This is a genomic window from Streptomyces sp. NPDC006872, from assembly GCF_040635845.1.
Classification (GTDB): Bacteria; Actinomycetota; Actinomycetes; order Streptomycetales; family Streptomycetaceae; genus Streptomyces.
In genome coordinates this window covers 397,579-421,475 of record NZ_JBEYIL010000010.1, presented here as the reverse complement: position 1 = coordinate 421,475, position 23,897 = coordinate 397,579, and the positions used below count along the sequence as shown (strand labels likewise).

20 protein-coding genes and 2 pseudogenes are annotated in these 23,897 nt (G+C 70.2%); 11 read left to right on the top strand and 11 right to left on the bottom strand.

Features of this window, described 5'->3' with window-relative positions:
* The first annotated feature begins 68 nt into the window (after positions 1-68).
* Both ABZ725_RS29670 and ABZ725_RS29665 read left to right on the top strand, forming a co-directional pair.
* The gene (locus ABZ725_RS29670; protein WP_358805584.1) at positions 69-1,235 is read left to right on the top strand and encodes a thiolase family protein; all 1,167 of its coding nucleotides are present in this window, start codon (positions 69-71) and stop codon (positions 1,233-1,235) included.
* A complete protein-coding gene (locus ABZ725_RS29665; protein WP_358805583.1) occupies positions 1,232-2,386 on the top strand; it encodes an FAD-dependent oxidoreductase in 1,155 nt (384 codons plus the stop codon). Before ABZ725_RS29670 ends, ABZ725_RS29665 begins: the two co-directional genes overlap by 4 nt.
* A 61-nt stretch (positions 2,387-2,447) precedes the next feature.
* On the opposite strand, the gene ABZ725_RS29660 is transcribed toward ABZ725_RS29665, so the two are convergent.
* Positions 2,448-3,260, bottom strand: coding sequence for a thioesterase family protein (locus ABZ725_RS29660; protein WP_358805582.1), 813 nt, complete (start codon positions 3,258-3,260; stop codon positions 2,448-2,450).
* A gap of 274 nt (positions 3,261-3,534) precedes the next feature.
* On the opposite strand from ABZ725_RS29660, the gene ABZ725_RS29655 reads away from it, so the two are divergent.
* Positions 3,535-4,878 carry an MFS transporter gene (locus ABZ725_RS29655; RefSeq protein WP_358805581.1) on the top strand — a complete coding sequence of 448 codons (1,344 nt, stop codon included), beginning with the start codon at positions 3,535-3,537 and terminating at the stop codon, positions 4,876-4,878.
* A 147-nt stretch (positions 4,879-5,025) separates the two neighbouring features.
* Here the strand turns inward: ABZ725_RS29655 and ABZ725_RS29650 are convergent, their stop codons facing one another.
* The 5 genes from ABZ725_RS29650 to ABZ725_RS29630 form a co-directional block, all read right to left on the bottom strand.
* Positions 5,026-5,541: a helix-turn-helix domain-containing protein gene (locus ABZ725_RS29650; RefSeq protein WP_358805580.1), complete on the bottom strand. Its 516-nt coding sequence runs from the start codon at positions 5,539-5,541 to the stop codon at positions 5,026-5,028.
* A 27-nt stretch (positions 5,542-5,568) separates the two neighbouring features.
* Positions 5,569-6,891: a helix-turn-helix domain-containing protein gene (locus tag ABZ725_RS29645; protein WP_358805579.1), complete on the bottom strand. Its 1,323-nt coding sequence runs from the start codon at positions 6,889-6,891 to the stop codon at positions 5,569-5,571.
* A gap of 603 nt (positions 6,892-7,494) precedes the next feature.
* Positions 7,495-7,671 carry a hypothetical protein gene (locus ABZ725_RS29640; RefSeq protein ID WP_358805578.1) on the bottom strand — a complete coding sequence of 59 codons (177 nt, stop codon included), beginning with the start codon at positions 7,669-7,671 and terminating at the stop codon, positions 7,495-7,497.
* Between the two features lie 40 nt (positions 7,672-7,711).
* Positions 7,712-9,127, bottom strand: a complete 1,416-nt coding sequence (locus ABZ725_RS29635) for an asparagine synthase-related protein (protein WP_358805641.1) — start codon at positions 9,125-9,127, stop codon at positions 7,712-7,714.
* Entirely contained in the window at positions 9,025-10,044 is a 1,020-nt protein-coding gene (locus tag ABZ725_RS29630; RefSeq protein ID WP_358805577.1) for an asparagine synthase-related protein, read from the bottom strand. Before ABZ725_RS29630 ends, ABZ725_RS29635 begins: the two co-directional genes overlap by 103 nt.
* Before the next feature lie 41 nt (positions 10,045-10,085).
* Here ABZ725_RS29630 and ABZ725_RS29625 point away from each other — a divergent pair, with 41 nt between their 5' ends.
* The 4 genes and pseudogenes from ABZ725_RS29625 (at position 10,086) to ABZ725_RS29610 (ending at position 13,249) form a co-directional block, all read left to right on the top strand.
* Complete coding sequence (locus ABZ725_RS29625) at positions 10,086-11,315, top strand: hypothetical protein (RefSeq protein ID WP_358805576.1); 1,230 nt, start codon at positions 10,086-10,088, stop codon at positions 11,313-11,315.
* Positions 11,316-11,423: 108 nt separating this feature from the next.
* A pseudogene (locus ABZ725_RS29620) lies at positions 11,424-11,729 on the top strand (4-hydroxyphenylacetate 3-hydroxylase N-terminal domain-containing protein); the annotation flags it as partial.
* On the top strand, positions 11,703-11,957 hold the full coding sequence (locus tag ABZ725_RS29615; protein WP_358805640.1) for a RidA family protein: 255 nt from the start codon (positions 11,703-11,705) through the stop codon (positions 11,955-11,957). The pseudogene ABZ725_RS29620 and the gene ABZ725_RS29615, both read left to right, overlap by 27 nt.
* Positions 11,958-12,010: 53 nt before the next feature.
* Entirely contained in the window at positions 12,011-13,249 is a 1,239-nt protein-coding gene (locus ABZ725_RS29610; protein ID WP_358805575.1) for a phosphonoacetaldehyde reductase, read from the top strand.
* Between the two features lie 191 nt (positions 13,250-13,440).
* On the opposite strand, the pseudogene ABZ725_RS29605 reads toward ABZ725_RS29610, so the two are convergent.
* Together ABZ725_RS29605 and ABZ725_RS29600 are read right to left on the bottom strand one after the other, a co-directional pair.
* Positions 13,441-13,625: pseudogene (locus ABZ725_RS29605) on the bottom strand (transposase); the annotation flags it as partial.
* 344 nt (positions 13,626-13,969) lie between these two features.
* Positions 13,970-14,521 carry a GNAT family protein gene (locus ABZ725_RS29600; protein ID WP_358805574.1) on the bottom strand — a complete coding sequence of 184 codons (552 nt, stop codon included), beginning with the start codon at positions 14,519-14,521 and terminating at the stop codon, positions 13,970-13,972.
* 1,222 nt (positions 14,522-15,743) lie between these two features.
* Between ABZ725_RS29600 and ABZ725_RS29595 the strand changes: the two genes are divergently transcribed.
* Positions 15,744-16,964, top strand: coding sequence for a metallophosphoesterase (locus ABZ725_RS29595; protein WP_358805573.1), 1,221 nt, complete (start codon positions 15,744-15,746; stop codon positions 16,962-16,964).
* A gap of 564 nt (positions 16,965-17,528) precedes the next feature.
* A complete protein-coding gene (locus ABZ725_RS29590) occupies positions 17,529-18,608 on the top strand; it encodes a hypothetical protein (protein ID WP_358805572.1) in 1,080 nt (359 codons plus the stop codon).
* A gap of 442 nt (positions 18,609-19,050) precedes the next feature.
* Here ABZ725_RS29590 and ABZ725_RS29585 read toward each other — a convergent pair whose 3' ends face one another.
* The 3 genes from ABZ725_RS29585 to ABZ725_RS29575 all read right to left on the bottom strand — a co-directional run bounded on the left by ABZ725_RS29585 (position 19,051) and on the right by ABZ725_RS29575 (position 21,432).
* The gene (locus ABZ725_RS29585; protein ID WP_358805571.1) at positions 19,051-19,491 is read right to left on the bottom strand and encodes a VOC family protein; all 441 of its coding nucleotides are present in this window, start codon (positions 19,489-19,491) and stop codon (positions 19,051-19,053) included.
* 187 nt (positions 19,492-19,678) lie between these two features.
* Positions 19,679-20,347, bottom strand: coding sequence for a peptidase E (locus ABZ725_RS29580; protein WP_143614845.1), 669 nt, complete (start codon positions 20,345-20,347; stop codon positions 19,679-19,681).
* A 716-nt stretch (positions 20,348-21,063) separates the two neighbouring features.
* Positions 21,064-21,432, bottom strand: a complete 369-nt coding sequence (locus ABZ725_RS29575; RefSeq protein ID WP_358805570.1) for a hypothetical protein — start codon at positions 21,430-21,432, stop codon at positions 21,064-21,066.
* A gap of 320 nt (positions 21,433-21,752) precedes the next feature.
* On the opposite strand from ABZ725_RS29575, the gene ABZ725_RS29570 reads away from it, so the two are divergent.
* Together ABZ725_RS29570 and ABZ725_RS29565 are read left to right on the top strand one after the other, a co-directional pair.
* Positions 21,753-22,586 carry a PIG-L family deacetylase gene (locus ABZ725_RS29570; RefSeq protein WP_358805569.1) on the top strand — a complete coding sequence of 278 codons (834 nt, stop codon included), beginning with the start codon at positions 21,753-21,755 and terminating at the stop codon, positions 22,584-22,586.
* 739 nt (positions 22,587-23,325) lie between these two features.
* Positions 23,326-23,892: a hypothetical protein gene (locus tag ABZ725_RS29565; RefSeq protein ID WP_358805568.1), complete on the top strand. Its 567-nt coding sequence runs from the start codon at positions 23,326-23,328 to the stop codon at positions 23,890-23,892.
* Positions 23,893-23,897 lie beyond the last annotated feature (5 nt).

Here is a 23,897-nt window from a genome sequence, read left to right as displayed (position 1 = left end):
CAGCAGGCCACCACCCACCCATCCGCGGCTCCCCGGCACCCAGGGCAGCCCGTCACCCAGGAGAACACGTGCGCAACGCAGTGGTAGTCGAGGCCGTCAGGACCCCCATCGGCAAGGGGAAGCAAGGGGGTATGCACAACGGCGAGCATCCGGTCGCGCTGCTCGCCGGCACGCTGCGGGCGCTGGTCGAGCGCACCGGAGTCGACCCCGCGCTGGTGGACGACGTGATCGGCGGCTGCGTCTCCCAGGTCGGCGACCAGTCGGTCAACCTCACCCGGTCGGCCGTGCTGGCGGCCGGCTTCCCGGAGAGCGTGCCGGCCACCACCGTCGACCGGCAGTGCGGCTCCTCGCAGCAGGCGGTGCACTTCGCCGCCCAGGGCGTCCTCTCGGGGGCGTACGACATCGTGATCGCCTGCGGTGTCGAGTCCATGTCCCGGGTGCCCATGGGCTCCAGCGTGCTGCCCGGCAGCAATCCGTTCGCCCCGCTCGCCGAGCGCTACCCGCAGGGTCTGATCGGCCAGGGGATCAGCGCGGAGCTGATCGCGGCCCGGTGGAAACTCGACCGCTCCGAGCTCGACGCGTTCGCTCTGGAGTCGCACCAGCGCGCCACCGCCGCCTGGGCGGCCGGGGAGTTCGACCGGGAGGTGACCGTACCGGGGGTGCGGGATGAGACGGTGCGGCCGGGCACCTCGCTGGAGGCGCTGGCCGGGCTGCGGCCTGCGTACCACACGCCGGAGTACGAAGAGCGCTTCCCGGAGATCGGCTGGCAGGTCACGGCCGGCAACAGCTCGCCGGTCAACGACGGCGCCTCCGCGGTGCTGATCATGGACGAGGAGGTCGCGGCCCGGCTCGGGCTGCGGGCACGGGCACGTCTGACCGGGTTCGCGGTGGTTGGGGACGACCCACAGCTCATGCTGACCGCGGTGATCCCGGCCACCGCCAAGGTGCTGGAGCGGACCGGTCTCGCCCTCTCCGACATCGATCTTTTCGAGGTCAACGAGGCGTTCGCATCGGTCGTGCTGGCCTGGCAGCGGGAGACCGGCGCCGATCCGGCGAAGACCAACGTCCGCGGCGGCGCCATCGCCCTCGGCCATCCGCTCGGCGGCAGCGGCGCCCGGATCTTCACCACCCTGCTGCACGCCCTGGAGGACCGGGGCGCGCGGTACGGCCTGCAGACGATGTGCGAGGCGGGTGGGCTCGCCAACGCGCTCGTGCTGGAAAACCTCCGGGCATGAGGATCCTCATCGTCGGGGCCGCGGCTGCCGGTGTGTCAGCGGCCGAGACCCTGCGCCGGGAGGGATTCCGCGGGCCGTTGACGTTGGTCGGTGCGGAGAGGCACCTCCCGTACGACCGCCCTCCGCTCTCCAAGCAGGTGCTCGCGGGCACCTGGCCGGCCGAGCGGGCCGCGCTCCGGCCGGCCGGGCGCTACCGGGAGCTGGACACGGAACTGCGGCTGGGGAGGCGGGCCGTCGGGCTCGACCCGGTGGCCCGCCGGGTCGAGCTCGACAGCGGGGAGCGCCTCGACTACGACCGGCTGCTCCTCGCCACCGGTGTGCTGCCGCGCCCGCTGCCGTCCGCGCAGGGCCTGGCCGGGGTGCATCTGCTGCGCACTCTGGACGAGGCCGCCGCGCTGCGCGCCAGGTTGACCGAGCGGCCGCGGGTCGCCGTGGTCGGCGGCGGGTTCACGGGCACCGAGGTGGCGGCCACGGCCCGCGGCCTCGGCCTTGACGTCACGCTGGTCTGCCCGGAGCCCGCCCCGCTGGCCGCGCGGCTCGGCCCCGATGTCGGCGCGCTCGTGGCCCGTCTGCACACCGAGCGGGGTGTGGCACTGCGGACCGGAGTGGCGGTCGACGGCTTCACGTCGGCGGCGGGGCGGGTGACCGGCATCCGGCTGGACGATGGAAGCGTGGTGGCCGCCGAAGCGGTCGTGGTCGCGGTCGGCTCGACCCCCGCGACGGGCTGGCTGGCGGGCTGCGGGCTGGAGCTGGCGGACGGCATCGTGTGCGACGCGACGCTCGAGGCCGCGCCCGGCGTCTTCGCGGCGGGCGACGTGGCCCGCTGGCGGCACCCGGTGCACGGTTCGCTGGTACGGGAGGAGCACCGCACCAACGCCGTCCTGCAGGGTGCCGCGGCGGCCCGCAACCTCCTCGGCGCCGGGCATGCCTTCCACACCGTGCCCTATGTGTGGACGGACCAGTACGACGTCAGAATCCAGCTGCACGGCACCTGCCCGCCGGGCGCGGAGCTGGAGGTCCTGGAGGGCCGGCCGGGGTCCGGCGCGTTCGTCGCCCGCTTCACACGGGACGGGGCGACGACCGCGCTCCTGGGCTGGAACAGCCCGAGGCAGCTCGCCGGATACCGCCGGGAGCTCGTGGGCATCGGCTGAGCGCCGTACGACGTGAGCCCCGCCGGATCGCCGGCGGGGCTCACGTCGGCTTCGGCACCGGTCAGGTGGCCGCCGGCGGGCGCACGAGCCGCAGCTGGTAGGCGGAGCCGAGGTGCGTGCCGGCCTCGTCCCAGGCGTCGATGTGCTCGTCGACCCAGCCTCCGGCGTCGGCCCGATGAGTCCGGGCGTGCAGCTGGATCCAGGGCGAGGAGGCCTGGGCCAGGCCCGGCGCGGGACGGACCGTGAGCTCCAGCGTGGGAACGAGCCGCAGGTCGGTGAGGACGGCGGCGTAGGACGGCGCGAGCGCGTCGATCAGGGTCAGGAAGCGGTCGGTGTCCGGGGGCAGATCGTCCTCGGTGAACCGGATCCAGGCGGTGAGTTCGGGCTCCTCGCAGCCGGAATAGGGCCGGTTGGGGCCGACGGGCCGGATCTCCATGAAGGTGGAGATGGGCACGAACTCGGGCGGGATGGTGAACTGTTCGCAGTCCGGCGGCGGCGGGGCGGTCGGCGGCGCGGGACTCACCGGCGCGGTGCCGGCCGGGCGCCGGGGGGCGAAGGTCGCCGTCGCGTCGGCCTCCGGGCCGGGCCCGCCGTCCGCCCGCACGGCCCGGGCGGCGAGCGTGGTCACCGTGCCGGGCCGCAGCACCGCGGTCTCCACGTCGAAGCGGCCGGTGAGCGACCGGTGGAAGCGCGCTGTCACGGTCCGCAGTTCGGCGTCGGCCGGCGCCGACCGGCGCATCGCCGAGGTCAGCAGGGCCAGCGTCAGCCCGCCGTGCAGGCCGCCGAAGCCCCACAGGTGGCGTGGGGCCTCGACGGGGCCGTCGAGTCCGCGCGCCAGCAGGCGACCGGGAGAATCCGGGAGGGCGGTCGTCACGGCCCACTCCTCGTCAGTTGGAACATGCGACTGACCGTAGGCAACCGGCGACCCCGACGCAATGGCGGGCCGCCAAGTCATGCGCGATGTGGGGAAGTTCACGGCTGCTGCCAGTCGCCGCAGGGTTGGTTGCCATGTCCAACGAACCCTGGCTAGCATCATGGGCGACTTAATCAGTTGGACATCCCAACTCACTATTCGACTGCGAGGCACCGTGAAACTCCAGGACTCCGCCACCGCGCCGGCGGCCCTCCAACCGAACAGATTCGGGCCCGTGTTCGCTGTGGTGGCGGCGGGGGTCCTGATGGCCAATCTCGACCTCTTCATCGTCAACGTCGCCCTGCCGCAGATCGGCAGCGATTTAGACGACTCTCCCCTCTCCTCCGTCTCCTGGGTGCTCAACGCCTATGCGGTGGTCTTCGCCGCGCTCCTGGTGCCGGCGGGCAACTTCGCCGACCGGTTCGGCGCGCGGGCCACCTATCTGGCCGGCACCGGCGTGTTCACCCTCGCCTCGCTGGCCTGCGCCGTCGCGCCGAACATCTGGGCGCTGGTGGCGCTGCGCGGGCTACAGGCGGCGGGAGCGGCCGCCCTCATCCCGGCCTCTCTCGGCCTGCTCCTCGCGGCGGCGCCCCCGGAGAAGCGCCTGGGCGCCATCCGGGGGTGGACCGCGGTCAGCGGCATCGCCACGCTGGGACCCGCCGCCGGCGGACTGCTCACCGAGATCAGCTGGCGCTGGGTCTTCCTGGTGAACGTCCCGATCGGCCTCGTCGTCCTGCTCGCCGGGCCCCGGCTGCTCCCCCGCACCCCGCCCCGGACCAAGGCCGACCTGCCGGACCTGCTCGGGGCGGCGCTCTTCACCGCCGCCATCGGCGTGCTCGCCCTCGGCCTGGTCAAGAGCCCCGAGTGGGGGTGGACTTCGGCCGAGGTGCTCGGCTCGGTGATCGGCGGCGTGCTGCTGCTCGCCCTCTTCGTGCTGCGCTCCGCGCGGGCCGCGTCGCCGGTGCTCCCGCTGGAGCTGCTGCGGTTGCCGACCTTCGCCACCGCCTCGTTCGCCAGCCTGCTCTTCGCCATCCCGTTTGCCGCACTGCTGCTGTCGTGCGTGCTGTGGCTGCAGAACGTCTGGCACTGGTCTCCCCTCGCCACCGGCCTCGGGCTCGCACCGGGACCGCTGATGGTGCCCGTCCTCGCCCTCGGCGCGGCGGGGATCGTCCGGCGCTTCGGACCCGCGCTCGTCTCCTTCGCCGGCTGCGTGGTCTTTGTGGCCGGCATCGCCTGGTGGCTCGGCGCGATGCACGCGGACTCCGACTACGCGACCGGGATGCTGCCGGGCATGATGCTCACCGGTATCGGCGTCGGCCTGACGATGCCCACGCTGATCGGCGCGGGCATCACCGCAGTCCCCCCGCAGAGCTTCTCCACGGGCTCCGGAGTGGTGACGATGGCCCGCCAGCTCGGCTCCGTACTCGGCGTGGCGCTGCTGGTGGCGATCCTGGATGCCGAGTCGACCGGGACACTGCGCGCCTTCGACCGCGGCTGGTGGTTCACCGGAGGGTGCGCCGCGGTGACGGGGCTGGCCTGCCTCTGCGTCGGCCGCACCTTCCGGCGCCGTGCCGACTGAACGGCCCGGCCGACGGCGGCCGTAGCCCGGTCGGGCGCCATGCGCCCCCGGGTGCGGCCCGGCTCGGGGGCGGACAGGGCATTCGCGACCGCGGCCGGACTCAGAGGCCGGCCGGCGCCGGACGCCCGAGGTCCGGCCGCGGCCGGGTCAGCCCTCCACCGGGCCCGACTTCGTCCAGCCGGGGGTCTGGAAGCGGGGCACCGCCGGACCGCCGCGGGGATCGAGCCGGCCGCCGCAGTGCTCGCAGGCCGACACGACACGCAGCTCGTGGCCGCAGGTGTGCTCGACGACGGTCGGCTTCTCCTCGACCAGCCAGCGATCGCCCCAGTCGCGCAGCGCCGCCAACACCGGGAACAGGTCGCGGCCCGCCTCGGTGAGGTGGTACTGGTAGCGCGGCGGGCGCTCGTTGTACAGGCTCCGGTAGAGCACGCCGGCCGCCTCCAGCGAGCGCAGGCGCGCGGTGAGGACGTCCCGGGACGCGCCGGTGTTGATCACGATCTGGTCGAAGCGGTGATTGCCGAATCCGATCTCGCGAACCGCGAGCAGCGCCCAGCGCTCTCCGACGATCTTCAACGCCGCGGCGATCGAACACGGCCTGCCGGGTGCGCCCGGGGTGTCGACGCGTGTCGGAAGCCGCTTCTGCGGAAGGTCAGGTGTTCCCATAGGGATAGGTTGTCATATCCAACTTACCTAAGGGAAAAGGTTGCGACCTCTTTCCCGGCGCGCAGCCCCCACTCCGTGCGCCAGCTCGAACGCCTCTGCCGCCAGCACGATTTCGATCATGTCGTGCGGCGACGAGAGGGAGCGCCGGGTCAAGCGCTCGAGCTTGCGCAGCCGGTACAGGATGGTGTTGCGGTGGCAGTAGAGCGCTTTGGCCGCCTCAGCCATCGACCCCTCGGCGGTACGCCAGGCACGCAGCGTCTCCAGCAGCACGTCCCGCGTCGCCTCGTCCAGCTCCAGCACCGGGGCGAGCACCCGGGACTGCATCTGCAGGGCGACGTCCGGCGCCATGGCGAGCATCGCCTGCGTCAGACGCTCCTCGAAGTGCGCGACACCGGTCCCGCGACCGAGCGTCCGCTCCGCCAGCTCGGCTTGGCGGCGTGCCCGGCCCAGCTCGGTGAGGCCGGGCACGGCGGCGCTGATCCCGACCCGCGCACCGGCGGCCGGCAGGTCGTCGCCCAGCACTCCCGGAACGGCGTCCTTCAGTACCACGATGCCGAACGCGGCATCGTGGTGCGCCTGCCACACGGTGCGCAGGCCCGCTATCCACGCGGGCAGCTCTGCCAGCGGCTGCGTCGGACCGCCCGGCGCACCCGGGCGCAGCACGATCACCGCGTACCGACCGTGCTCCGGCAACGCCAACTCCCGCGCCAGCTCGCCCGCCACGACGGCGCTGGTCTCACCGTTCAGCAGGGCGTGCAGCAGACCCTCCGCAGCCGAGGCGGCCGGCAGGGAACGCCGCAGCTCCTGGTAGGCGTTGATGGCGGCGAGGCTGTGCTGCTCCGCGACGGTCAGCACGGTGTCCATGAAGGCTGCCGACCGCTCCGCCGCCAGTCCCTGCTCCGCGGCCCACTGGGCGACCGTGGAGTTGAGCAGGCGGCCGCCGACGTGGTACGCGCGGGTGAGCGCCGCAATCGGCACTCCCTGCCGAGCCCGGCGCGCCCCGGTGGTCCGGGCCACGGACAGGGTGTCGGCGATCTCGTCCGCCGATTCGAGGGACATGGCGTCGAGCGCGGCGCCGACCGACCGGCTGATCCATATCGGCGGCTCGACCGGCGGAATGGTGCCGTCCCGATAGGCGAGTTCAGTTGCCCGCAATTCGTTCAGAACCGAATCGGTCAGATAGGGCAGGCGACTGGCGAGCGCACGTCGACATTCCTCGGGAACGGGCACGTAAGGATGCTGATCGGACATTATTCCCCCTGGCATCTTCCCGAATCGCTGGGTTGGTTCGGCATGCGACTTCACTAAGAGTGGCAGATCATCAGTCCTTAACGCGGTGACGTAGGCCATCTCTCACCCCGCGGCGGGCTATGCGACGCCGACGGATTCGACGACAGTTCGCCTGGACGCGACAGATGGCCGAAAATGCAAGTCAACTCGTTGCGTATATGTGAACAGTGGGCGCCTCGGTCGCCGCCAACTCCTCCGCGGCGCCACCGAGTACCGCCCGCCCCGGCCAACACTCCTCAGTCGAGGCGGCGTTCGGAATCCCCCATTCCACCTCGGGGCCGCCCGCACCCCATGCGATCGCTTCCGGCCAGATGCGATGACCTCGTTGCATCGGACCATCACCGTGGTATTGAGTGATTCATAGATCGAACCGGCCGGTAATAAGCAGCCCGCGGCGGCTGTCATGCCGCCGTCCTCCCCCACCGACAACATGCCCGAGTCGCCTCGGATGCGCTCCTGAGAGGGTCGCGCGACTCACTGTCGACGGAAAAGCGGAATTGCTCCGACCTGCCCTGCCGAAGCCATTGATCATTCATCTGGGAGTCTCACGATGATTATCGTCCGCCCTGATTCCTACCGCCAGTATCCGACGGGCCGGAACCGGTTCATGCTCGTAGCGGAACAGAGGTTTTCGGACATCGTTCGCATCGACCCTCCGCACCGCTACCAGGACTGGCGGAAGGTGACCGCGAGCCCGGGCAGCACGCTGACCGACGTCCTGCGCTCGGAGGTGCCCGACGGCAGCGATGTCCTCGTCGTGGCCGGCGACGACCGCCTGCTGTCGGCGCCCGCGCGGGAGGTCGGACCGGGACGCACGGTCGCCGCGCTGCGCGCCTGCACGGGGCCGCTCGCCCACGACCGGCTGCGCGCCCTGCTCCGCTCACTCGAGGAGAGCGACCCGGCGGCCATCCGGCGGACCGCCGAGGCGCTGACCGGCGCGCTGGCCGAGGCGACCGGTCTGGTCCTGACGGACCCGCTCACCCGCTCGCTGGCCACGGTGACCGGCACCGGCCTCGGCGGCGAGGGACCGGCCACCGGCACCTTCCAGCCGGGAGTCGCGCAGGCCTCGCCGGTCGGTCGCCAGCGGTTGACCGGTGCCGTGGTGGACGGCCGGGTCGCCGTCAAGGGACGTCCGGTGGTGTACGGGCACCGACCCGTGCCCGGCCTGCGGCAGGAGTGGTACGAGAAGCTCTCCGCGCTCTCCCACTATCCGCTGGTCCTCACGGTCGAGGACGGGGCGGTGACCGGCATGAAAGCGGCGGAGTCCGGGTCCGCACTCGCGGCCGCGGCCCTGTCGGCGCTCTTCACCGCCGACCCCGGCCACGCCCGCGTCACCGGGCTGGAGTTCGGCCTCAACCCCACGGCGCCGCGGCTGCCCTTCAGCACCGAGTCCAACATCGCCGCGGCGGGCGGCGGAACCGCCTCCGTCCATCTCGTGCTCGGCTCGTCGGAGCTGACCGAGTACCAACTCGTACTCGGCTGCGCGACCAGCACGCTCACCGCGGTCGGCGACCCCACGCCACTGGCCGGCGCGGGTACGGCCGCCAAGCGCTCCCCCCGTCGGCCTCAGTCGGCCGCGGCGGCCCGCGCCTGCCGCTGACGGCACCGGGACAGGACCGCTCACCCTTCGGCAGCTCGCGGTGACCGACACGCTGCCGTTGAAGAAGTCGGGCAGCGGCGGCAGGCCGGCGTGAGCTGAAACGGTGGAAGCAGAAGTGGGCCGCCAGAGCACGAACTCGATCTGTCCGTCGTTCGCGAGGTACCAATCGCCACTGGCGTGGGACAGGAGCAGGAGTCCCTTGGCCGAGACGGGCACTCCGTCCAGGTCGTGGCTCCGCCTCGGCGCGAAGAGCTGCTGGGTATCGGCCACCGGATCGCTCTTCACACGGAGTTCGGAGCGCACCGCGCCCGCGTCCATCGACTCCAGCCGCGGCGCCGACGTCGCCATCTCGGCGAGCAGACCCATGTTGATGATCCGTGTCAGGAGCTCCACAGAGGGCGAGTCGCTCATCCCGTCCGCGAAGCCGCTGAGCCTCCGTCGGATCTTCCCGGCGTCCAGGTAGGCGTCGGCGCCCGGCGCCGTCACGGCACGCTCGACCAGTTCCTGCCCGTTGCCGTTCATCAGCCTCACCAGCATGCCGTAGGCGTGGTGGGTGCCGCTTCCGTAGAAGAAGGGGACCTTGTGTCGTTCGGCTATGCGCTGCGGGACACGCGATCCCACAGCGTCGCGGAGTATCCGTTTGTCCCACAGCAGTCGGGGACGGAGGTGATCCGGGATGGACGAGGTGAGTTCCACGATCCGGTGGTCGAGGAACGGCACGCGCGCTTCGACAGCCGGTCGAAGAGCGTGATGCGGTTCATCCCGGTCAGCCCGGCGAGGAAGGACGTCCAGTCGTCGCCCATGTCGTGGGAGTAGCCGCCGTTGAACTCGTCGCTAGCGGCTCCGAGCAGCATGCCGCGCAACTCAGGCCGCACGTGGCGGGCGAACCGATGGAGTTCGTGCTTGTAGTACACCTCCGGGCCGACCATGGGGCTCTCGGTGAGCCAGACCAGGCGCCGCCACTCCTCGGGCGTGGGCGTGAGGTCGGGTTCGAAAAGCACCTGGTGGTTGTGGCCCCCCCCCCCCAGACGGGACAGCCAACTGGCCTGCTCCACGTCCCCGTTGGCGCGTGTGCCGCCGCTGAGGGCGGTGAACGTGTGGATCTCCTCCACTTGCGTCCTGGCCAGGGCCAGGACGATCGACGAGTCGATCCCTCCGGACAGGAAGAGACCCGGTTCGCTGTCGGCGGTCGCGCAGTCCCGGATCGATGCCTCCAGCAGGTCTCCGTAACGCTCTACGAAACCCTCGGCGCTGGTGGACTCGTCCGCCTCGGTGGGCAGTTCACAGTAGCGATGCTCCGTCGTTCTGCCGTCACGGAGGTCCACGCGGAGCACCGAGGCCGCCGGCACGCTTTCCACGCCTTCGAACCAGGTGCACATCTGTTCCGCGCTGAACCGCGGTGCTGCGGCGAGGGCGGTTACGGTCAGAGCCTTGTCCCAGGCGAACCGGCGGGGCGTAGCGGGATCGGCGAAGAGGCCCTTGATCTCGGACGACAGGACGATGCGCTCGTCGGTACGGTGGTAATACAGCGGCTTGATGCCGAAACGGCCGCGCGCCAAGACGAGTTGTCCGCGGGCACGGTCCCAGTTGTCCCGCCCTCCCTGGCCATCCATGCACGAGCCGCCTTCCGCGGCACATTGACGACGGGTGAATCATGACAAGCATCGGCTCTCCCCTGCCGGCGGCTTCCGCAGCCGCGCGACCGCTCGTGGTGATCCTGCACTCGCGCCAACCCCTCACGACGGATCCCACGGCCACGTTCCCGGTCGACCGATGGAACACGATCGTGCTCACCGACGCCGACGCCGACGTGGTGATGCGCGAGGACGCGCCGGGGGAACGCCCGAAGGTCCACCACGCGCCGCGTGGCGAGTGGAGCAAAGCGATCAGATCCCTGGCAGGCATCTCCCCGTTGGAGATCGTCACCAACGACGAGTACTGCCTCATCACCTGTGCCGAACTGCGCGGCGAATTCGGTCTGGTCGCCCGGCATCCGGCCCGTCCTGAGCACTACATCGACAAGGTCCTCATGAAGGAACACCTCGCGGCGGCCGGCGTCCGCGTGCCGCGGTTCCTGCCGTTCCCCGATGGCGTTCCGAACCCGGAGACCGCTCTTGAGTCGATCGTGTCGCACATCGGCCTGCCCGCTGTGGTCAAGCCTCGACGGGAGGCGAACTCCCGAGGGGTGAGCATCCTGCGTTCCGACGCCGAGATGCGCAGTTGGGTGACGGAGCATCAGGGCGAACTCGACTGGCAGATCGAGGAGTTCCTGGACGGCACCTTCCACCACGTGAACGATGTGGTGACCGACGGCACGACAACTCCGGTCCAGGCAGGCACCTATCTCGGGCCGCTCCTCGACCTTCCCTCCGGCCGACGCCTGGGGGGCTGGACCATCCCGTACGGCAGCTCGCTCGCCCGGCGTGCCCACGAGCTGAACCGCGCCGTGGTCGCCGCTCTGGGCGATCAGGGCGGGTTCGTCGTCCACACCGAGTTCGCCGTCACACGGGACGACGAACTGGTCGTCGTCGAAGTCGCCGCCCGGGCCCCGGGCGCCCTGGTCTCCGAACTCGCGCGGTTGCACGCGGGGTTGAATCTCGAAGAGGCCAACTTCGCGCTCCAGGCCGGTCTACCGGTCCCGGCCCCCCGGCCCACCGGGGTCGAGGCCGCCTGGGTGTGGGTACCGGTCATGCCAGGTGAGCGTTACCGGCGGACACCTCCGACGACCAGCGAGCGGCTCGTCCACGTCCGAAAAGCCGCCCAACAGGTCCACACCGGCGCATCGGGCGCCCTCGGGGTCTCGGCCCTGCTGTGGAGCACCGATCCCGACGTCCTGGCAGCGGACGTCGAGATCGCGGCCACCTTCGAGTGGTGCGCTGTCTGAGCCCGGGGCCGCTACCAGCGACATGAGTGGCAATCGAACGAAAGGGGGAGGTCATGAGCATCGCATCGCCGGACCGAAGTCGGACGGGCAAGTCGGACGGGCAAGTCGTACTTAACCGGCCTGGCGGACGGCAGGCGGGTGCATCTCGCGGGCCGCCTCGTCGAAGACCTGGCACACGACCCGGCGACGGAGGGCATGGCCGGTTTCCTGGCGGACCTGCTGGACGCCCATCACCCGGGCGGCGAACTGGTGGCGGCCGATGGACGCCCCTGGGCCTTCTCCCTTGCGGACTCTAGGCAGGCGGTACGCGACCGGGGCCGGGCCTTCGCGCGAACAGCACAACTCAGCGGCGGACTGATGGGACGCAGCCCAGACTTCGTCGCCACGGTGCTGACATCCTGGGCGGGAGCAGCCGGCCATTTCGGCGGATACCAAGGAAACATCCGCGTCGTCGCCGACGGGGCCGGATGGCAGAACGTCCTGATGGTCCGCGTCCATCTCGCCCACAACGACGACTTCGAGGCCATGGACGCTGCCTACCGCGATGTCCTCGCCGAGCCATTCCCCGCGCGTACCACCGTCACCGTCGGCCTTGCCCCCGGCGCGCTCGTCGAAGTGGACGCGCTCGCAGTCCGTCCGTGATCGCCGACTCCCAAGGCTGCCATGTCCACATCTCGACCGGATGAGGTGACCCGATGACCGGCTCACTCGGCGAGCGTGCGTCAGGCACTCGGTCGGTCGAGAACAATCCGGCCGGTTTCGCCAACGCCTGGCCCGGCCTGAAGCGAATCCCTGGCCATCCGGCAGCCCATGTGGGCCGCGGAGCGGCAGAATGTCTGGGTGAGGCGCTGGCCCAACTACGCGTCGAGCGGGTCCTGGTGGTTCACGGCCGGACCTCCTATGAACGCTCGGGCGCCCACCGGTTCGTCACTGCCCTGTCCGCGCGGCACGAAGTGGAACACTTCGACGGCGTACAGCCCAACCCGGGCATCGAGCAGATCAGAGCCGGGATTACCACCATGCGGCGCTTTGGACCGCAGGCGGTGATCGGCATCGGCGGCGGCAGCAGCCTCGACGTGGCCAAGGCGATCGCAGTATTGGCAGTGCAGCGGCGGAGCCCCGAAGACTGCCTGCGGCACCCCGAAGTCATCACCGAAGAGCGCCGGTGCGCGCTCGTGCTGATGCCCACCACCGCGGGCTCCGGAAGCGAGATGACACGGTTCGCCACCGTATATATCGAAGGGCGCAAACACTCCCTCGACGTGGACCAGGCCAGAGCCGACCTGGTCCTCGTCGATCAGAACCTCACCGAATCACTGCCGATCGGGGACTCCGTCTCGACCGGTCTGGACGCGCTGAGCCAGAGTATCGAGTCGTACTGGTCCGTCTCGGCGACGCCGGTCTCGCAGGCGCTGGCGCTGGAAGCGCTGGGCAAGCTGCTGCCCGCGCTCGCCCGCGCGGCGGACACCGGTGCCTTCACGGATCCATGGGTACGCACCGAACTGGCCCACGGCGCCTCTCTGGCGGGCGCCGCGATCGACATCAGCCGCACCACGGCGGCACATGCCTTGTCGTACGACCTGACTGTGCGCCTCGGTCTCGCCCACGGCACGGCCGTGGCCTTGCATCTGCCCTGGCTACTGGAGCGCCACGCCGAGGTGACCGATCCGGACTGCCGACATCCGCAGGGCTCCGCGGCCGTGCGCGACGCGGTGGCCGACATCGAGAACATGGCTCACGCCCAAACCGGGCGCGGAATAGGGCAGTTGACTGGACAACTACTAGCCTTGGCCGGCCGACCGACCAGGATCGAGCAACTCGCCCTGCCCGCAGACCGTTGGCTCGTCACCATGACGGCAGCTCTCGCATCCGGCCGTGCCGCCAACAATCCCTGCGTGCTCACCGCGGCCGACGTGGTGCCGCTCCTTGCCTGACCGCTATTGGCCGTCGGCATCCCCACCAGGGCTTCGCCCACGCGGTCAACACCGTCGGGAGGGAATCTCCTCGCATCGCGGAGCTCCGTCCCCGCCTTCCTGGAGCCTTCCACCACGGCGTCGCGCGACCGGATGCACCACGGCAATTGGGCGCGCAGCCCGCCTTGACGGCCGCGAGCGCCGATCACGGTGTCGGCCACCACGGCCGACGGCCTCATGCCCCAGCCGGCGAGCGTATCGAGCATGTCCAGGGCGAGGCGCCACTTCTCGCGGTGCCCGACGCCCACTCCCCGGGGAGGAACAGGCGCCATTGCAGCGGGCAGGAGGCAGTGTCGATGGCGGCGTGGACACTGACCGCGACCTGGCAGTTGGCCCTGCCGACTGATCCCCGCCACAAGCGCACGTCGCACAGCAGCGCCGCCAACGCAGTCCGCGCGCCGAGCGATCCCCCGCCTGCAGATCGCAGACATCACTGCGGCCTGACGCCTACGAATCGGAGGCGGACACCGCACCCCAGTACGCAGACCAAGGGCACACTGCGCACCGTCACGCTGGGCTCGAGCACTGCGCCCGCCGGGCCGGCCCACGACCCGGTGCACTCCATGACCCCTCACCGCGGTCACACTGCACGGCAACTCCGCCCGCGGCGCCGTCGCACAAGCCCGGGCAACACCACCCGAGGCGGGCCGACTTCACAAGCCGGTTCCTGAACCTGCGGGTTCAGGAACCGAAGAAGAACTCCCGGTCGAGGATCGCGTGCACGACGGAGTCCCTCCACTCCCCCGCCTTCAGCACATGCTCGCGAATCGTGCCCTCTTCGACCATCCCGACAGCGCTCATGGTCTTGGCGGATGCCTCATTGAGAGGAGACCGGGCACCCCAGATGCGGTGCAGTCGCAGGTCGTTGAAGCCGACGCCCAGCAGCAACCGCACCGTCTCCACGCCGTAGCCCCGCCCCCACACGTCCGGGCGCAGCGCGAAGCCCAGGGTGGCCCCGCGCTGCTGGTGAGGGTCGAGGGCCAGGCGGCCGGACCCGATCAGCTCGGCCCGTTCCGTCTCGACGACGGCGAGCGCGTACTCCGTGCGAGGCGTCGCCGCAGCCGCTGCGATGGACCGGGCCACGAACTGTTCGACCTGCTCGCGGTTTCGCGGTTCGAACGAGAGGTGCTCGGCGGCTACGGGGCTCCCGTACACGGCGAGCACCGCCTCCACATCCGCGACGGCGAGTTCCCTCAGACCCAGACGTGCACTGAAACGCGTGACCGGGTGCATGCCCCGGACTCTACCCGCGCGGCAACACAGGCCGACCGGCCGGGAACACTCCGATCCCCGCGCGGAGATCGCACGCGGCGACCGCCGTCCGGGTGGAGCCGGCGGTCAGGGCGTGCCCGACGCGCACGACGGAGACGACGACGCCGTCGTCGCGATGCGAGGCAGGCAGGCAGGCAGGCAGGCAGATCGAGCACCGGGCGGACGGCGTCCGCTGTGCCCTCCACGCCGCCCTGGACAGCCGGACGAGCGCGAAGCCGCACGGTGGATCCCCCGAGGCAGCCGAACGCCCAGCACGGGGCCTCGGGGCTGCCGAAGCCCGCCACCGCTTCCTCCGCCAGAGCGGCTAGCCGCGAACCTCCGCGGCCGAGGAACACCTCAGACTCCACCGCGCAGCAGAGCCGCTGCTCGCGGGCGCAGGCGAGCAGGCCGCCGAGCCCATCCAGGCCATCCGCAACGACGCTCCCCCACAGGCCGGTCGCCTGCCGGTTCACAGCGCGCACGATCTCCCCGCCACCGGGCACACCGCGGCAGCGCGCCACCGAAGGCCAAGCAGCCACAGGCCCACCGATCCACGAAGGCCCGCGGCGAGGCCGGCACCCTTGCCCGCGCAGCGGCAGGCGTCCTCGGGCTGCGCGGGCCGGCCCAAGCGGCCCTGAACGGCGGACGGAAAAGGGCAGGCGCTCCCGGCCGCACTGCGCCACTACGTCGACGGATACACAATCCCGTCACACGCGGCCTCAGGTCCCCCTTCCGCATGAAGCCTGAGGCACCGGCGAACCCAAGGCTTCTTCCCCGTCAGATCCGTTGCACAGCAGACGAGTTGCCACTCGAGGCGAGGCGTGCAGCAGCGCACGGAAGCACGTCCGAAGCAGTCACCCGGGCACCCAGGCACCCAGGCACCCGACTGCAACGTTCGCCGCTCTGGGATACACGCACCTCACGGTCGGCAACTGGCCCAGCATGCACACGCTGGCCCACGCGGCCGCCCAGGCCACGCCACCCTGATCGAGAGGTTATCGGTGCACGTTCGCAAGGACTGGCTCCAGCCTCGCCCGCACCCCCACCGGAGGCCTGGGGACGGAGGCCGACCGACTGGCAAGGTCTTGCCATCCCGCGGAGAACCCTTCGCCCCAAGGGGCCTCCCCTATGAACGCCCGTCCGGTCAGCCCGAGGACGACCGGATACAGTGCGGGAGACGGTAGCCTGGTGAGAGAGGGGAAGCGTGACCGACACCAGCAACACCCGACCCGCCGACCGTGAAGCGCAAGCGCCGCGGCAGAGCCGACTGCACCGCCTGATGCGCTACCTCCCCCTGATCGCCCCCGTCCTGCTGTGGGCCGTGCCGTGCTGGGTGCTCCTGCACACCGGCCAGCACTGGTCGCTGCCCGTCACGCTGGTCGGCACCGCCCTGTTCGCCCTCGGCCTCATCGGTATGCCGCTCGCGATGGTGCGCGGCCACGGCCGGCGTCAACAGGACCGGGCAGCAATCGTCGGTGACACCCTGCTGGGCACCAGCTGGGTCCTGTTCACCTGGTCCGTTCTGCTCGGCGTCCTCTTGCGGTTCGCCCTGAGCGTGGCCGGCGTCGGCGAAAGCCAGGACCGGGCACGAATCGTCACTTGGACCGTCCTCGGCGTGACCGCCGTACTGCTCGCCTGGGGGTACGTCGAAGCCCGCCGCGTGCCACGCGTGCGCCAACTCGACGTGCAACTCCCGCGCCTGGGAGCCGGGTTGGACGGCACCCGCGTCGTCCTCATCACCGACACCCACTACGGTCCCCTCGATCGCACTCGCTGGTCGGCACGGGTATGCGAGACGGTGAACACCCTGGAAGCCGACCTGGTCTGCCACACCGGCGACATCGCGGACGGCACGGCCCAACGCCGCCGCGCCCAGGCCGTCCCACTCGGTACCGTGCAGGCCACCCGGGCCCGGGTCTACGTCACCGGAAACCACGAGTACTACAGCGAGGCCCAGGGCTGGGTCGACCTGATGGACGAGCTGGGCTGGGAGCCGCTGCGCAACCGCCATCTGCTGCTCGAGCGCGGAGGCGACACCCTCGTGGTCGCCGGCGTGGACGACGTCACCGCCGAGTCCTCGGGCCTGGCAGGCCACCGCGCCCACCTCGCCGGAGCCTTGAACGGCGCCGACCCCGACCTGCCCGTCCTGCTCCTGGCACACCAGCCCAAGTTCGTCGACCGAGCGGCAGCCGACGGCATCGACCTCCAACTCTCCGGCCACACCCACGGCGGCCAGATCTGGCCCTTCCACCACCTGGTCCGCGTCGACCAGCCCGCCCTCGCCGGCCTCAGCCGCCACGGCGCCCGGACCCTCCTCTACACCAGCCGCGGCACCGGCTTCTGGGGCCCGCCGTTCCGCGTCTTCGCCCCCAGCGAGATCACCCTGCTCGTGCTCCGCTCCCCGCACCTGCCCACCTCGCGGTAGCAGTGAGCGGGTCAACACTTCCCGTAACCCCAGGAGATCAGCCCACCGGCGGCGGGGTGGAAGGGGTGGGGCGGGTGTGTTGGGAGTCTCCGCGACGAAGGGCCCTGTCTCGACGGTCAGTGAACATCTCGTGCGTCGTGCGCATGCGCTCAAGCAACGGGCTTGATCCACGCGGGTGGAAGACAACGAGTTCGCCGGAGAGGACCCACTGCCGTAGGCATCGAGGAACGTCTTGAAGTCGCTGGGCAAAGCAGTGCCGATGTGCTGCTCGACTTCGTTCCGGTCGTTCGGGTTCAGTTGCCTGCGGGCGTGCTTGCCCAGCAGAGCCCGCCCCTTTCGACTCGCGGCGTCCCGTCGGCCGAGCCGGCCCGTCCGCTGGCGGCATGACATCGGCTGACCCAGTGAGTGAGGTGGATCGGTCCGGGTTGCCCTGTCTGGGGCGGGAGTTGAGCAGCGATCGGGTTCACATGGCCGATCACCATGTGAGCTTGACTCTGACGCCGCTGGAGACTCGAAGATCGCGCTGTAGACGACACACGCGGATTGTTATCGGAGGCGCAAGGCATGCGAGGCAAAGGCATCCACTACGACACCGGCACCTTCCCCAACGGCGATACTTCCCGCCCCGTCTTCGACGCCGACGTCGTCGCGCGGGACATGCGGGTGATCGCCGAAGATCTGCACTGCACCGCGATCCGCATCACGGGCGGCGACCCGGACCGGATCGAGACCACCGCGCGCCATGCGGCGGCGGCCGGGCTGGAGGTCTGGTTCTCGCCGTTCCCCTGCGAGATGACCGACGAACAGATGCTGCCGTACTTCGCCGACTGCGCCGAGCGAGCCGAACGCCTGCGCCGCGACGGCGCCGCCGTGGTCCTTGTCACCGGCTGCGAACTGAGCCTGTTCGCCCGCGGATACCTGCCCGGCGACACCTTCAACGAGCGCATTCCGGTCCTGGCCGGACCCGATCGCGAAGCCGCGCTCCGGCCCATCCCCGACAAGGTCAACGCCTTCCTCGGCGACGTCGTCCGCGCCGTCCGCCCCCTCTTCGCCGGCCCGGTCAGCTACGCCTCGTGCCCGCTGGACGGCGTGGACTGGAGCCCGTTCGACATCGTCGGCCTGGATGCCTTCCGGGGCCTGCGCAACGCCGCCACCTACCGCGACGACCTGCGCAAGGAGTTCACCCACGGCAAGCCGGTCGCCATCATGGAAGTCGGCTGCTGCACCTTCCACGGGGCGGGCGACTACGGCGGCTCGGGGTGGTACGTGGCCATGGAGCCGGACGGTGTCACCCCCAAGCCCGACCTGGTGCGCGACGAGAGCGAGCAGGTCCGCTATCTCGACGAGCTCATGCCCGTCTTCGAGGACGAAGGCGTCGACTCCGTCTTCTGGTTCAGCTTCGCCGGCTACAGCACCCCTCACCGACGGTCCGGACCGGACCCCGACCTCGCCTCCTACGGCATCGTCAAGGTCCTCGACGAGCACAGCGGCTACCCAGCGGACGCGCGTACGTACCCGGACATGCCCTGGGAACCCAAGGAGGCGTTCCACGCCCTGGCGAACCGCTACCAGGCCCTCAAGCAGCACAGCACGATGCCGGCCGGCTCGACGCCGCACACGAACCGGAGCACGCTGAGACGCTGAACGGTTCAGCTCGCGGGGGACGCCAAGGAAATGGATCTCGCTGGCCGGCACCATAGTGGGCAGTGCCATCGCCACAGCATCAGCCGGCCGCCGGACCATCGCCACTGGAGAAGGGAGCGCGGCGACCAGCACAGGGACACCCGGCGCTCCCTCCTCGTCTCCCTACCTGGCCGCCCTGGCAAAGACCCGGCGCACCTGTCGCGTCGCCGTGCGAGAGCCGGACCCAGATCCACACCAGCCCACGCGTGCCGTGTGGGAAACCTTCGAAGCATGCACAGCCCTGCGCTACGAAGTATCGATCTGCCTGCCTCGCTACATCGTCCGGCCAGCGACGATTCATTCCGCCGACGCCGCGTCGCCCGAGCCCGTACGACAAGACGAGCGGCACCCCGCGTCTGCGGTGCTGACTGACCGTCGACATGCTCCTCGCGGCAGGCCCGCGTCAGCCGATCTGTTCGGCCAGGGCGACGATGATGCCTGCGGGGCCGCGGAGGTTGCAGAGCCGGAAGACGTTCTCGTACTGCGCTACCTCGCCGAGAAGTTCGGCGCCGTGGGCGCGCAGGCGGGCGATGGTGTCGTCGATGTCGTCGACGGCGAACATGATGCGATGCAGGCCCAGCGTGTTGGGCGGAGGGTTCCGCGGCTCGGCGTCGGACACCGCGGGGGTGTGGTATTTGGTCAGCTCCAGCTTGCTGTGGCCGTCCGGGGTCCGCATCATCGCGATTTCGCTCCGGACGCCGTCGAGTCCGACGGTGCGGTCCGCATAGAGGCCTTCGATCTGCGCCTTGCCTTCCAACTCCATGCCGAGCTCGGTGAAGAAGGCGACAGCCGCGTCCAGATCGTCGACGACGATGGCGACGTTGTCCATCCGCTGAATGGTCATGCCTCTGAGCCTAACGACTCGATACGCGGGGAGCGCGGGGTCGGCCGTGACAGGCCGACGGGCCGCGCAGGTCGAGTGGATTGAGACGTCCAAGCCGCCTGACGCAGGTGCTCACCCCGGCAGCTCCGCATCAGCGTGCCCCTGGGCGCCGCGCTGCCCTGTCCGGGGCTCCCCACCACGCGTCGAGTCACGGATGGAACCGCCACCGGCCTTCAGAAATGACATCCACCTTGCCGTCCCTGACGCGAACGGCCGTCTCGTCGTCGATGAAGTAGATCGGGAAGTCCGCCCGCGCGGCGATGCGATCAGCCCAGGCGTCGTCCCGCTCGGGGAAATCCGGCGAGTACAGGTGGGGCTTGAGATACCAGTCGAAGAGGCCGAACGGCGGCTCCACGGTCGTCGCGCCGAGCACGTGGAGGTCCGGGGTGTCCCCGATGACGTCGGCGGAGTGTCCGGTGAGATTGCGGCTGAAGATCATTGATCCGGCGCTGACCCCCACATAGACCCGGCTCTCCAGCGCCTCCAGGAAGCCGTCGGCCAGGCCGTTGCCGGTGATGCTGCGCGCGAGGTGGTAGTGGCTGCCGCCCTCGACATAGATGACGTCGGCGTGGAGCAGCCGGTCGAGCACCATCTGCCGGGGCAGGCCGTTCAGCTCCAGGACGTCGAACTCCCGCCAGCCGAGGCCGTGCAGTCGGTTCATGTCCGCGACGAACCACCCGTGGTCCCCGGGCTCGGCGACTGACGCCGTGGGAACGAACACGACGTTCGCCGATCCGAACGGCTTTCCCAGCATGTCCCGCAGCGCATCCCGCAGCGTCTCGTTGCGCAGGCCACTCGCCGTCAACAGAAAGTTCATCGGGCGAGCCAAGCACGGCTGACGGGCGCGCGCAACGACCCAAGGATCCCACCAATACCGTCATGGCACGGCCACATCAGGAACAGGCGCCAAAGGGCTTCGTCTCCTCCCCGCCGGCTACGCGGGCCGCGAAGGGCCCGAACAGGACGCAGCAGGCCTTCCAGCGCGGCCTGGGCGGCCCTCGTACGTTGAGTGGAACGAGGAGGCGCCCACGGGCCGGTACGTGCAGTCACGCTGAAGAGATCGCGGTCGACGGCGAGGCAGAGCCCGTGGAGGGGCGTCCCGGATGCGGTCCTCGCGGCGGGCGCGGTGGCGGTGCCGCAGTTCCGGGGCTGTGATCGCCTGGCCTCGCTTTTCACGGTTCCTGTTCCGGGGTGCCCGTCGGCTCAGTCTCTTCGGCCTGGCCTTGCTGTCCAACCTCCGCCGACCCGACGCGCTGGCCGAACACCCCGAGTGGGACGCCGCGTTGAAAGGGATCGATCCGGAGCCGACGTCACGGTGGTCGTGGACGACGAGGAGGAGCCGGACGACTTGGGGGCGCCGCTCTGACCCTCGTCGGAGTCGAACAGGTCGGCGCGGAACAACAGGAGCACGGCGTCCACGCCGAGCAACAGCCCGAGGAGAGCGAGGAGGCCGCTGAAACAGCCTCCCGGGGTCTCGCTCTTCATGGCCGGACCGGGTACCGAGTCCACCCGGGCCACGGCGGCCGCTGTCACTCACAGGCGTCTCAGGGTGAAAGAGGTTTCGGAGGGGTCCACGACTGCCGAGAAGCGGGCCCCGACCTGGAAGCGCTCCTCGTAATCGCCCCTGTATGCCGCTTCGAAGGACGGGACGTCCGCGCCGCTGATCCGCAGAGTCCGCACGAAGCTGTCCGCCGAGCCGTCCGCGGGATCGATCCGTTCCGCAACGATGATCTCCGTCACCCCAGGCCGCCCCGACTGACGTAGTCGTGTGGTGTGCTCTTTCGCCTGAGGGGCGGCGGACCACATGAGGAAACCGAAAAGGCCAAGGAGCAGGGAGAAGAACGAGAAGGCCCAGTGGAGATCGCCGAAGACCGCCTGGACAGGCAGGTACAGGGCGGACACCCAGCACATCACACCGCCGACACGGTTCCCTGTCCGCGAGACGGCGCCGCCTCTGGTCGCCAGTCGGGCTGTCCCGGCATCACTGAGACTGGACAACCTCTACTTCGTTCGCGTTGAAACGCCGACGCCTGGAAGGCCAAGCGGCCGGCCGGGAACAGCCGACCCGGCCCGCACGGTTGCATCGACCGAGGGACCGGCGCCGCACGGGCGGGGAACACGGAGGCCGCAGGTCGTCCGCCCCACCAGGATCCGGGCCCCGGGATCGTGGTACGCCTGCCGCGCATTCGGACCAAGACGTATTTCTGCAGGAGGACTGTTTCATGACTGACCGGCCCTTGACGCTCATGGCAGTACACGCCCACCCCGACGACGAGGCCACCGGAACCGGAGGGGTCCTCGCGCGGTACGCGGCGGAAGGCATCCGCACGGTGCTCGTCACATGTACCGACGGCGGTTGCGGTGACGGACCGGGGGGTGTCAAGCCGGGCGATCCCGGGCACGATCCGGCGGCGGTCACCCTGATGCGCCGTCAAGAACTTGAGGCGAGCTGTGACGTCCTGAAGGTCAGCGATCTGGAGATGCTGGACTATGCCGACTCCGGGATGATGGGCTGGCCGAGCAACGACGCCCCCGGATCCTTCTGGCAGACCCCCGTGCACGAAGGCGCGGCCCGCCTCGCGGAACTCATGCGGCACTACCGACCTGATGTGGTCGTCACCTACGACGAGAACGGCTTCTACGGCCACCCCGACCACATCCAGGCCCACCGCATCACGATGGCGGCGCTGGAGATGACCGCGCTGACACCGAAGGTGTACTGGACCACCATGCCCCGCTCGGCGATGCAGCGGTTCGGCGAGATCATGCGCGAGTTCGGCGAGGACATGCCGGAGCCGGATCCTGCCGAGGCCGCCGCGATGGCGAAGATCGGCCTCCCCGACAATGAGATCACCACGTGGGTGGACACCACCGCGTTCAGCGGTCAGAAGTTCGACGCGTTGGCCGCGCACGCCAGTCAGGGCGAGAACATCTTCTTCCTCAAGATGGGCGAGGAGAGGTTCGGCGAGTTGATGGGCGTGGAGACCTTCGTACGTGTCCAGGACGCCACCGGCGCAGCCGTACCCGAGAACGATCTCTTCGCCGGACTGCGCTGATCCGCCCGTCCGACCGGCCGGGAAAGCGCATCGACCGCACGGAGCGATCCCGCGCGTCACACACCCGGAAGCTTGTCCGCGCGAGTCCCGCTCCGGCAGCCCGCGTCCAGTCCCCGCACAGGTGGGAGAACTGCGGGCTGCCGGCTCGCAAGGTGCGCGACAGCCCAGGTCACTAGCGCGGCGGTCTGCTCCGATCAAGACAGACCGCCGAGCAAGCGGCACGAAGCCGAGGCTCCGAGGTCCGACACGCCGTGAGGCAACGGAAGAAGCAGCAGGTCACGGGGGCGGTCTCCGACGCCAACCGCAAGACCCTGCAACCTCTTGGCCGCAGCTGCGTGTCATTTTCCCGTCGCGATTGCATCTGATGGCATTCATAGCCCCGCCCACCCCGTCATGTCGGCGAGGTGGCAGGCGCTCTCGACGGCTGTCTCGCAGTAGTGCTCCATTCCGGGTACGACTCTCGAGGACGGCTTCATGCCCCGGTCAACGATGTGGTGGCACGCCGCATGAGCGGTGGGAGCCTTCGCCCCCGAGTTCGCCGGGCACCTGAACCTCGGCTACACCACCTGGGAGCGGCCGCGTGCGGCGGTGAGCTGTCGGGCGTCGGCCTGGACCGGGGCGCGCGACTCCCCGCGATGCGCCGCCTACGGAACGCGCGCTCCGTCCTAGCAATGTTCTCTCGGCACGTCGGTTGCGCAGAACTGCTTTCCCACGGGACGGTTCCCTCTAGCCTCGGACCATGGATTGGTTCTTGGCGGCGGTGGTTGGAGCGGCCGGCGGCGCCTCCATGGAGGCCGTCGATATCATCAAGGCCATCAAGTGGCACCGTCAGATGCCGTGGAACGTTCAGTCGGACACGATCGATCCGCCCCAGCGCAGAGCTGACGTACGGCCCGGCGAGGAGTGCCTGCCCGCACCCGGCTGGAAGGCGTACTGGTTCGCCGGGGTGCTGCGGCTGTTCGTCAGCGGATCCCTGACCGGTGTCGTGGCAGCCAGCTATCCGCAGAGCACGAATCCGTTGGTGGCCTTTCTGATCGGGCTGGGCGCACTGTCCGCTGTCCAGCAGGTGACCACGCTGGTGCCACTGATGGTCAAGAACGCAGGTCGCGCTGCTCTGGGCGGCGTGGTGGAGGAGGCGCAGCAACAAGCGCAGGCCCTCCAACAGAACGGGCAGCCGACTGGTCCTGGGCAGTCGAATGGTGCTCTGGCGGGGCCCGGAACGGCTAGTCCTTCGTCGGGGAATCCACAGCCGCACACGGGCGTTGCCGCACAACCGGACCCGACGGGCGGAGGAGGTGCGGCGTGACGATT

Excerpts from the sequence above, each read along its gene's own strand:
- ABZ725_RS29665 (WP_358805583.1), top strand. The coding sequence starts at position 1,232 with ATGAGGATCCTCATCGTCGGGGCCGCGGCTGCCGGTGTGTCAGCGGCC.
- ABZ725_RS29650 (WP_358805580.1), bottom strand. The coding sequence starts at position 5,541 with ATGGGAACACCTGACCTTCCGCAGAAGCGGCTTCCGACACGCGTCGAC.
- ABZ725_RS29645 (WP_358805579.1), bottom strand. The coding sequence starts at position 6,891 with ATGGCCTACGTCACCGCGTTAAGGACTGATGATCTGCCACTCTTAGTG.
- ABZ725_RS29630 (WP_358805577.1), bottom strand. The coding sequence starts at position 10,044 with ATGGATGGCCAGGGAGGGCGGGACAACTGGGACCGTGCCCGCGGACAA.
- ABZ725_RS29625 (WP_358805576.1), top strand. The coding sequence starts at position 10,086 with ATGACAAGCATCGGCTCTCCCCTGCCGGCGGCTTCCGCAGCCGCGCGA.
- ABZ725_RS29610 (WP_358805575.1), top strand. The coding sequence starts at position 12,011 with ATGACCGGCTCACTCGGCGAGCGTGCGTCAGGCACTCGGTCGGTCGAG.
- ABZ725_RS29600 (WP_358805574.1), bottom strand. The coding sequence starts at position 14,521 with ATGCACCCGGTCACGCGTTTCAGTGCACGTCTGGGTCTGAGGGAACTC.
- ABZ725_RS29590 (WP_358805572.1), top strand. The coding sequence starts at position 17,529 with ATGCGAGGCAAAGGCATCCACTACGACACCGGCACCTTCCCCAACGGC.
- ABZ725_RS29585 (WP_358805571.1), bottom strand. The coding sequence starts at position 19,491 with ATGACCATTCAGCGGATGGACAACGTCGCCATCGTCGTCGACGATCTG.
- ABZ725_RS29580 (WP_143614845.1), bottom strand. The coding sequence starts at position 20,347 with ATGAACTTTCTGTTGACGGCGAGTGGCCTGCGCAACGAGACGCTGCGG.
- ABZ725_RS29570 (WP_358805569.1), top strand. The coding sequence starts at position 21,753 with ATGACTGACCGGCCCTTGACGCTCATGGCAGTACACGCCCACCCCGAC.
- ABZ725_RS29565 (WP_358805568.1), top strand. The coding sequence starts at position 23,326 with ATGGATTGGTTCTTGGCGGCGGTGGTTGGAGCGGCCGGCGGCGCCTCC.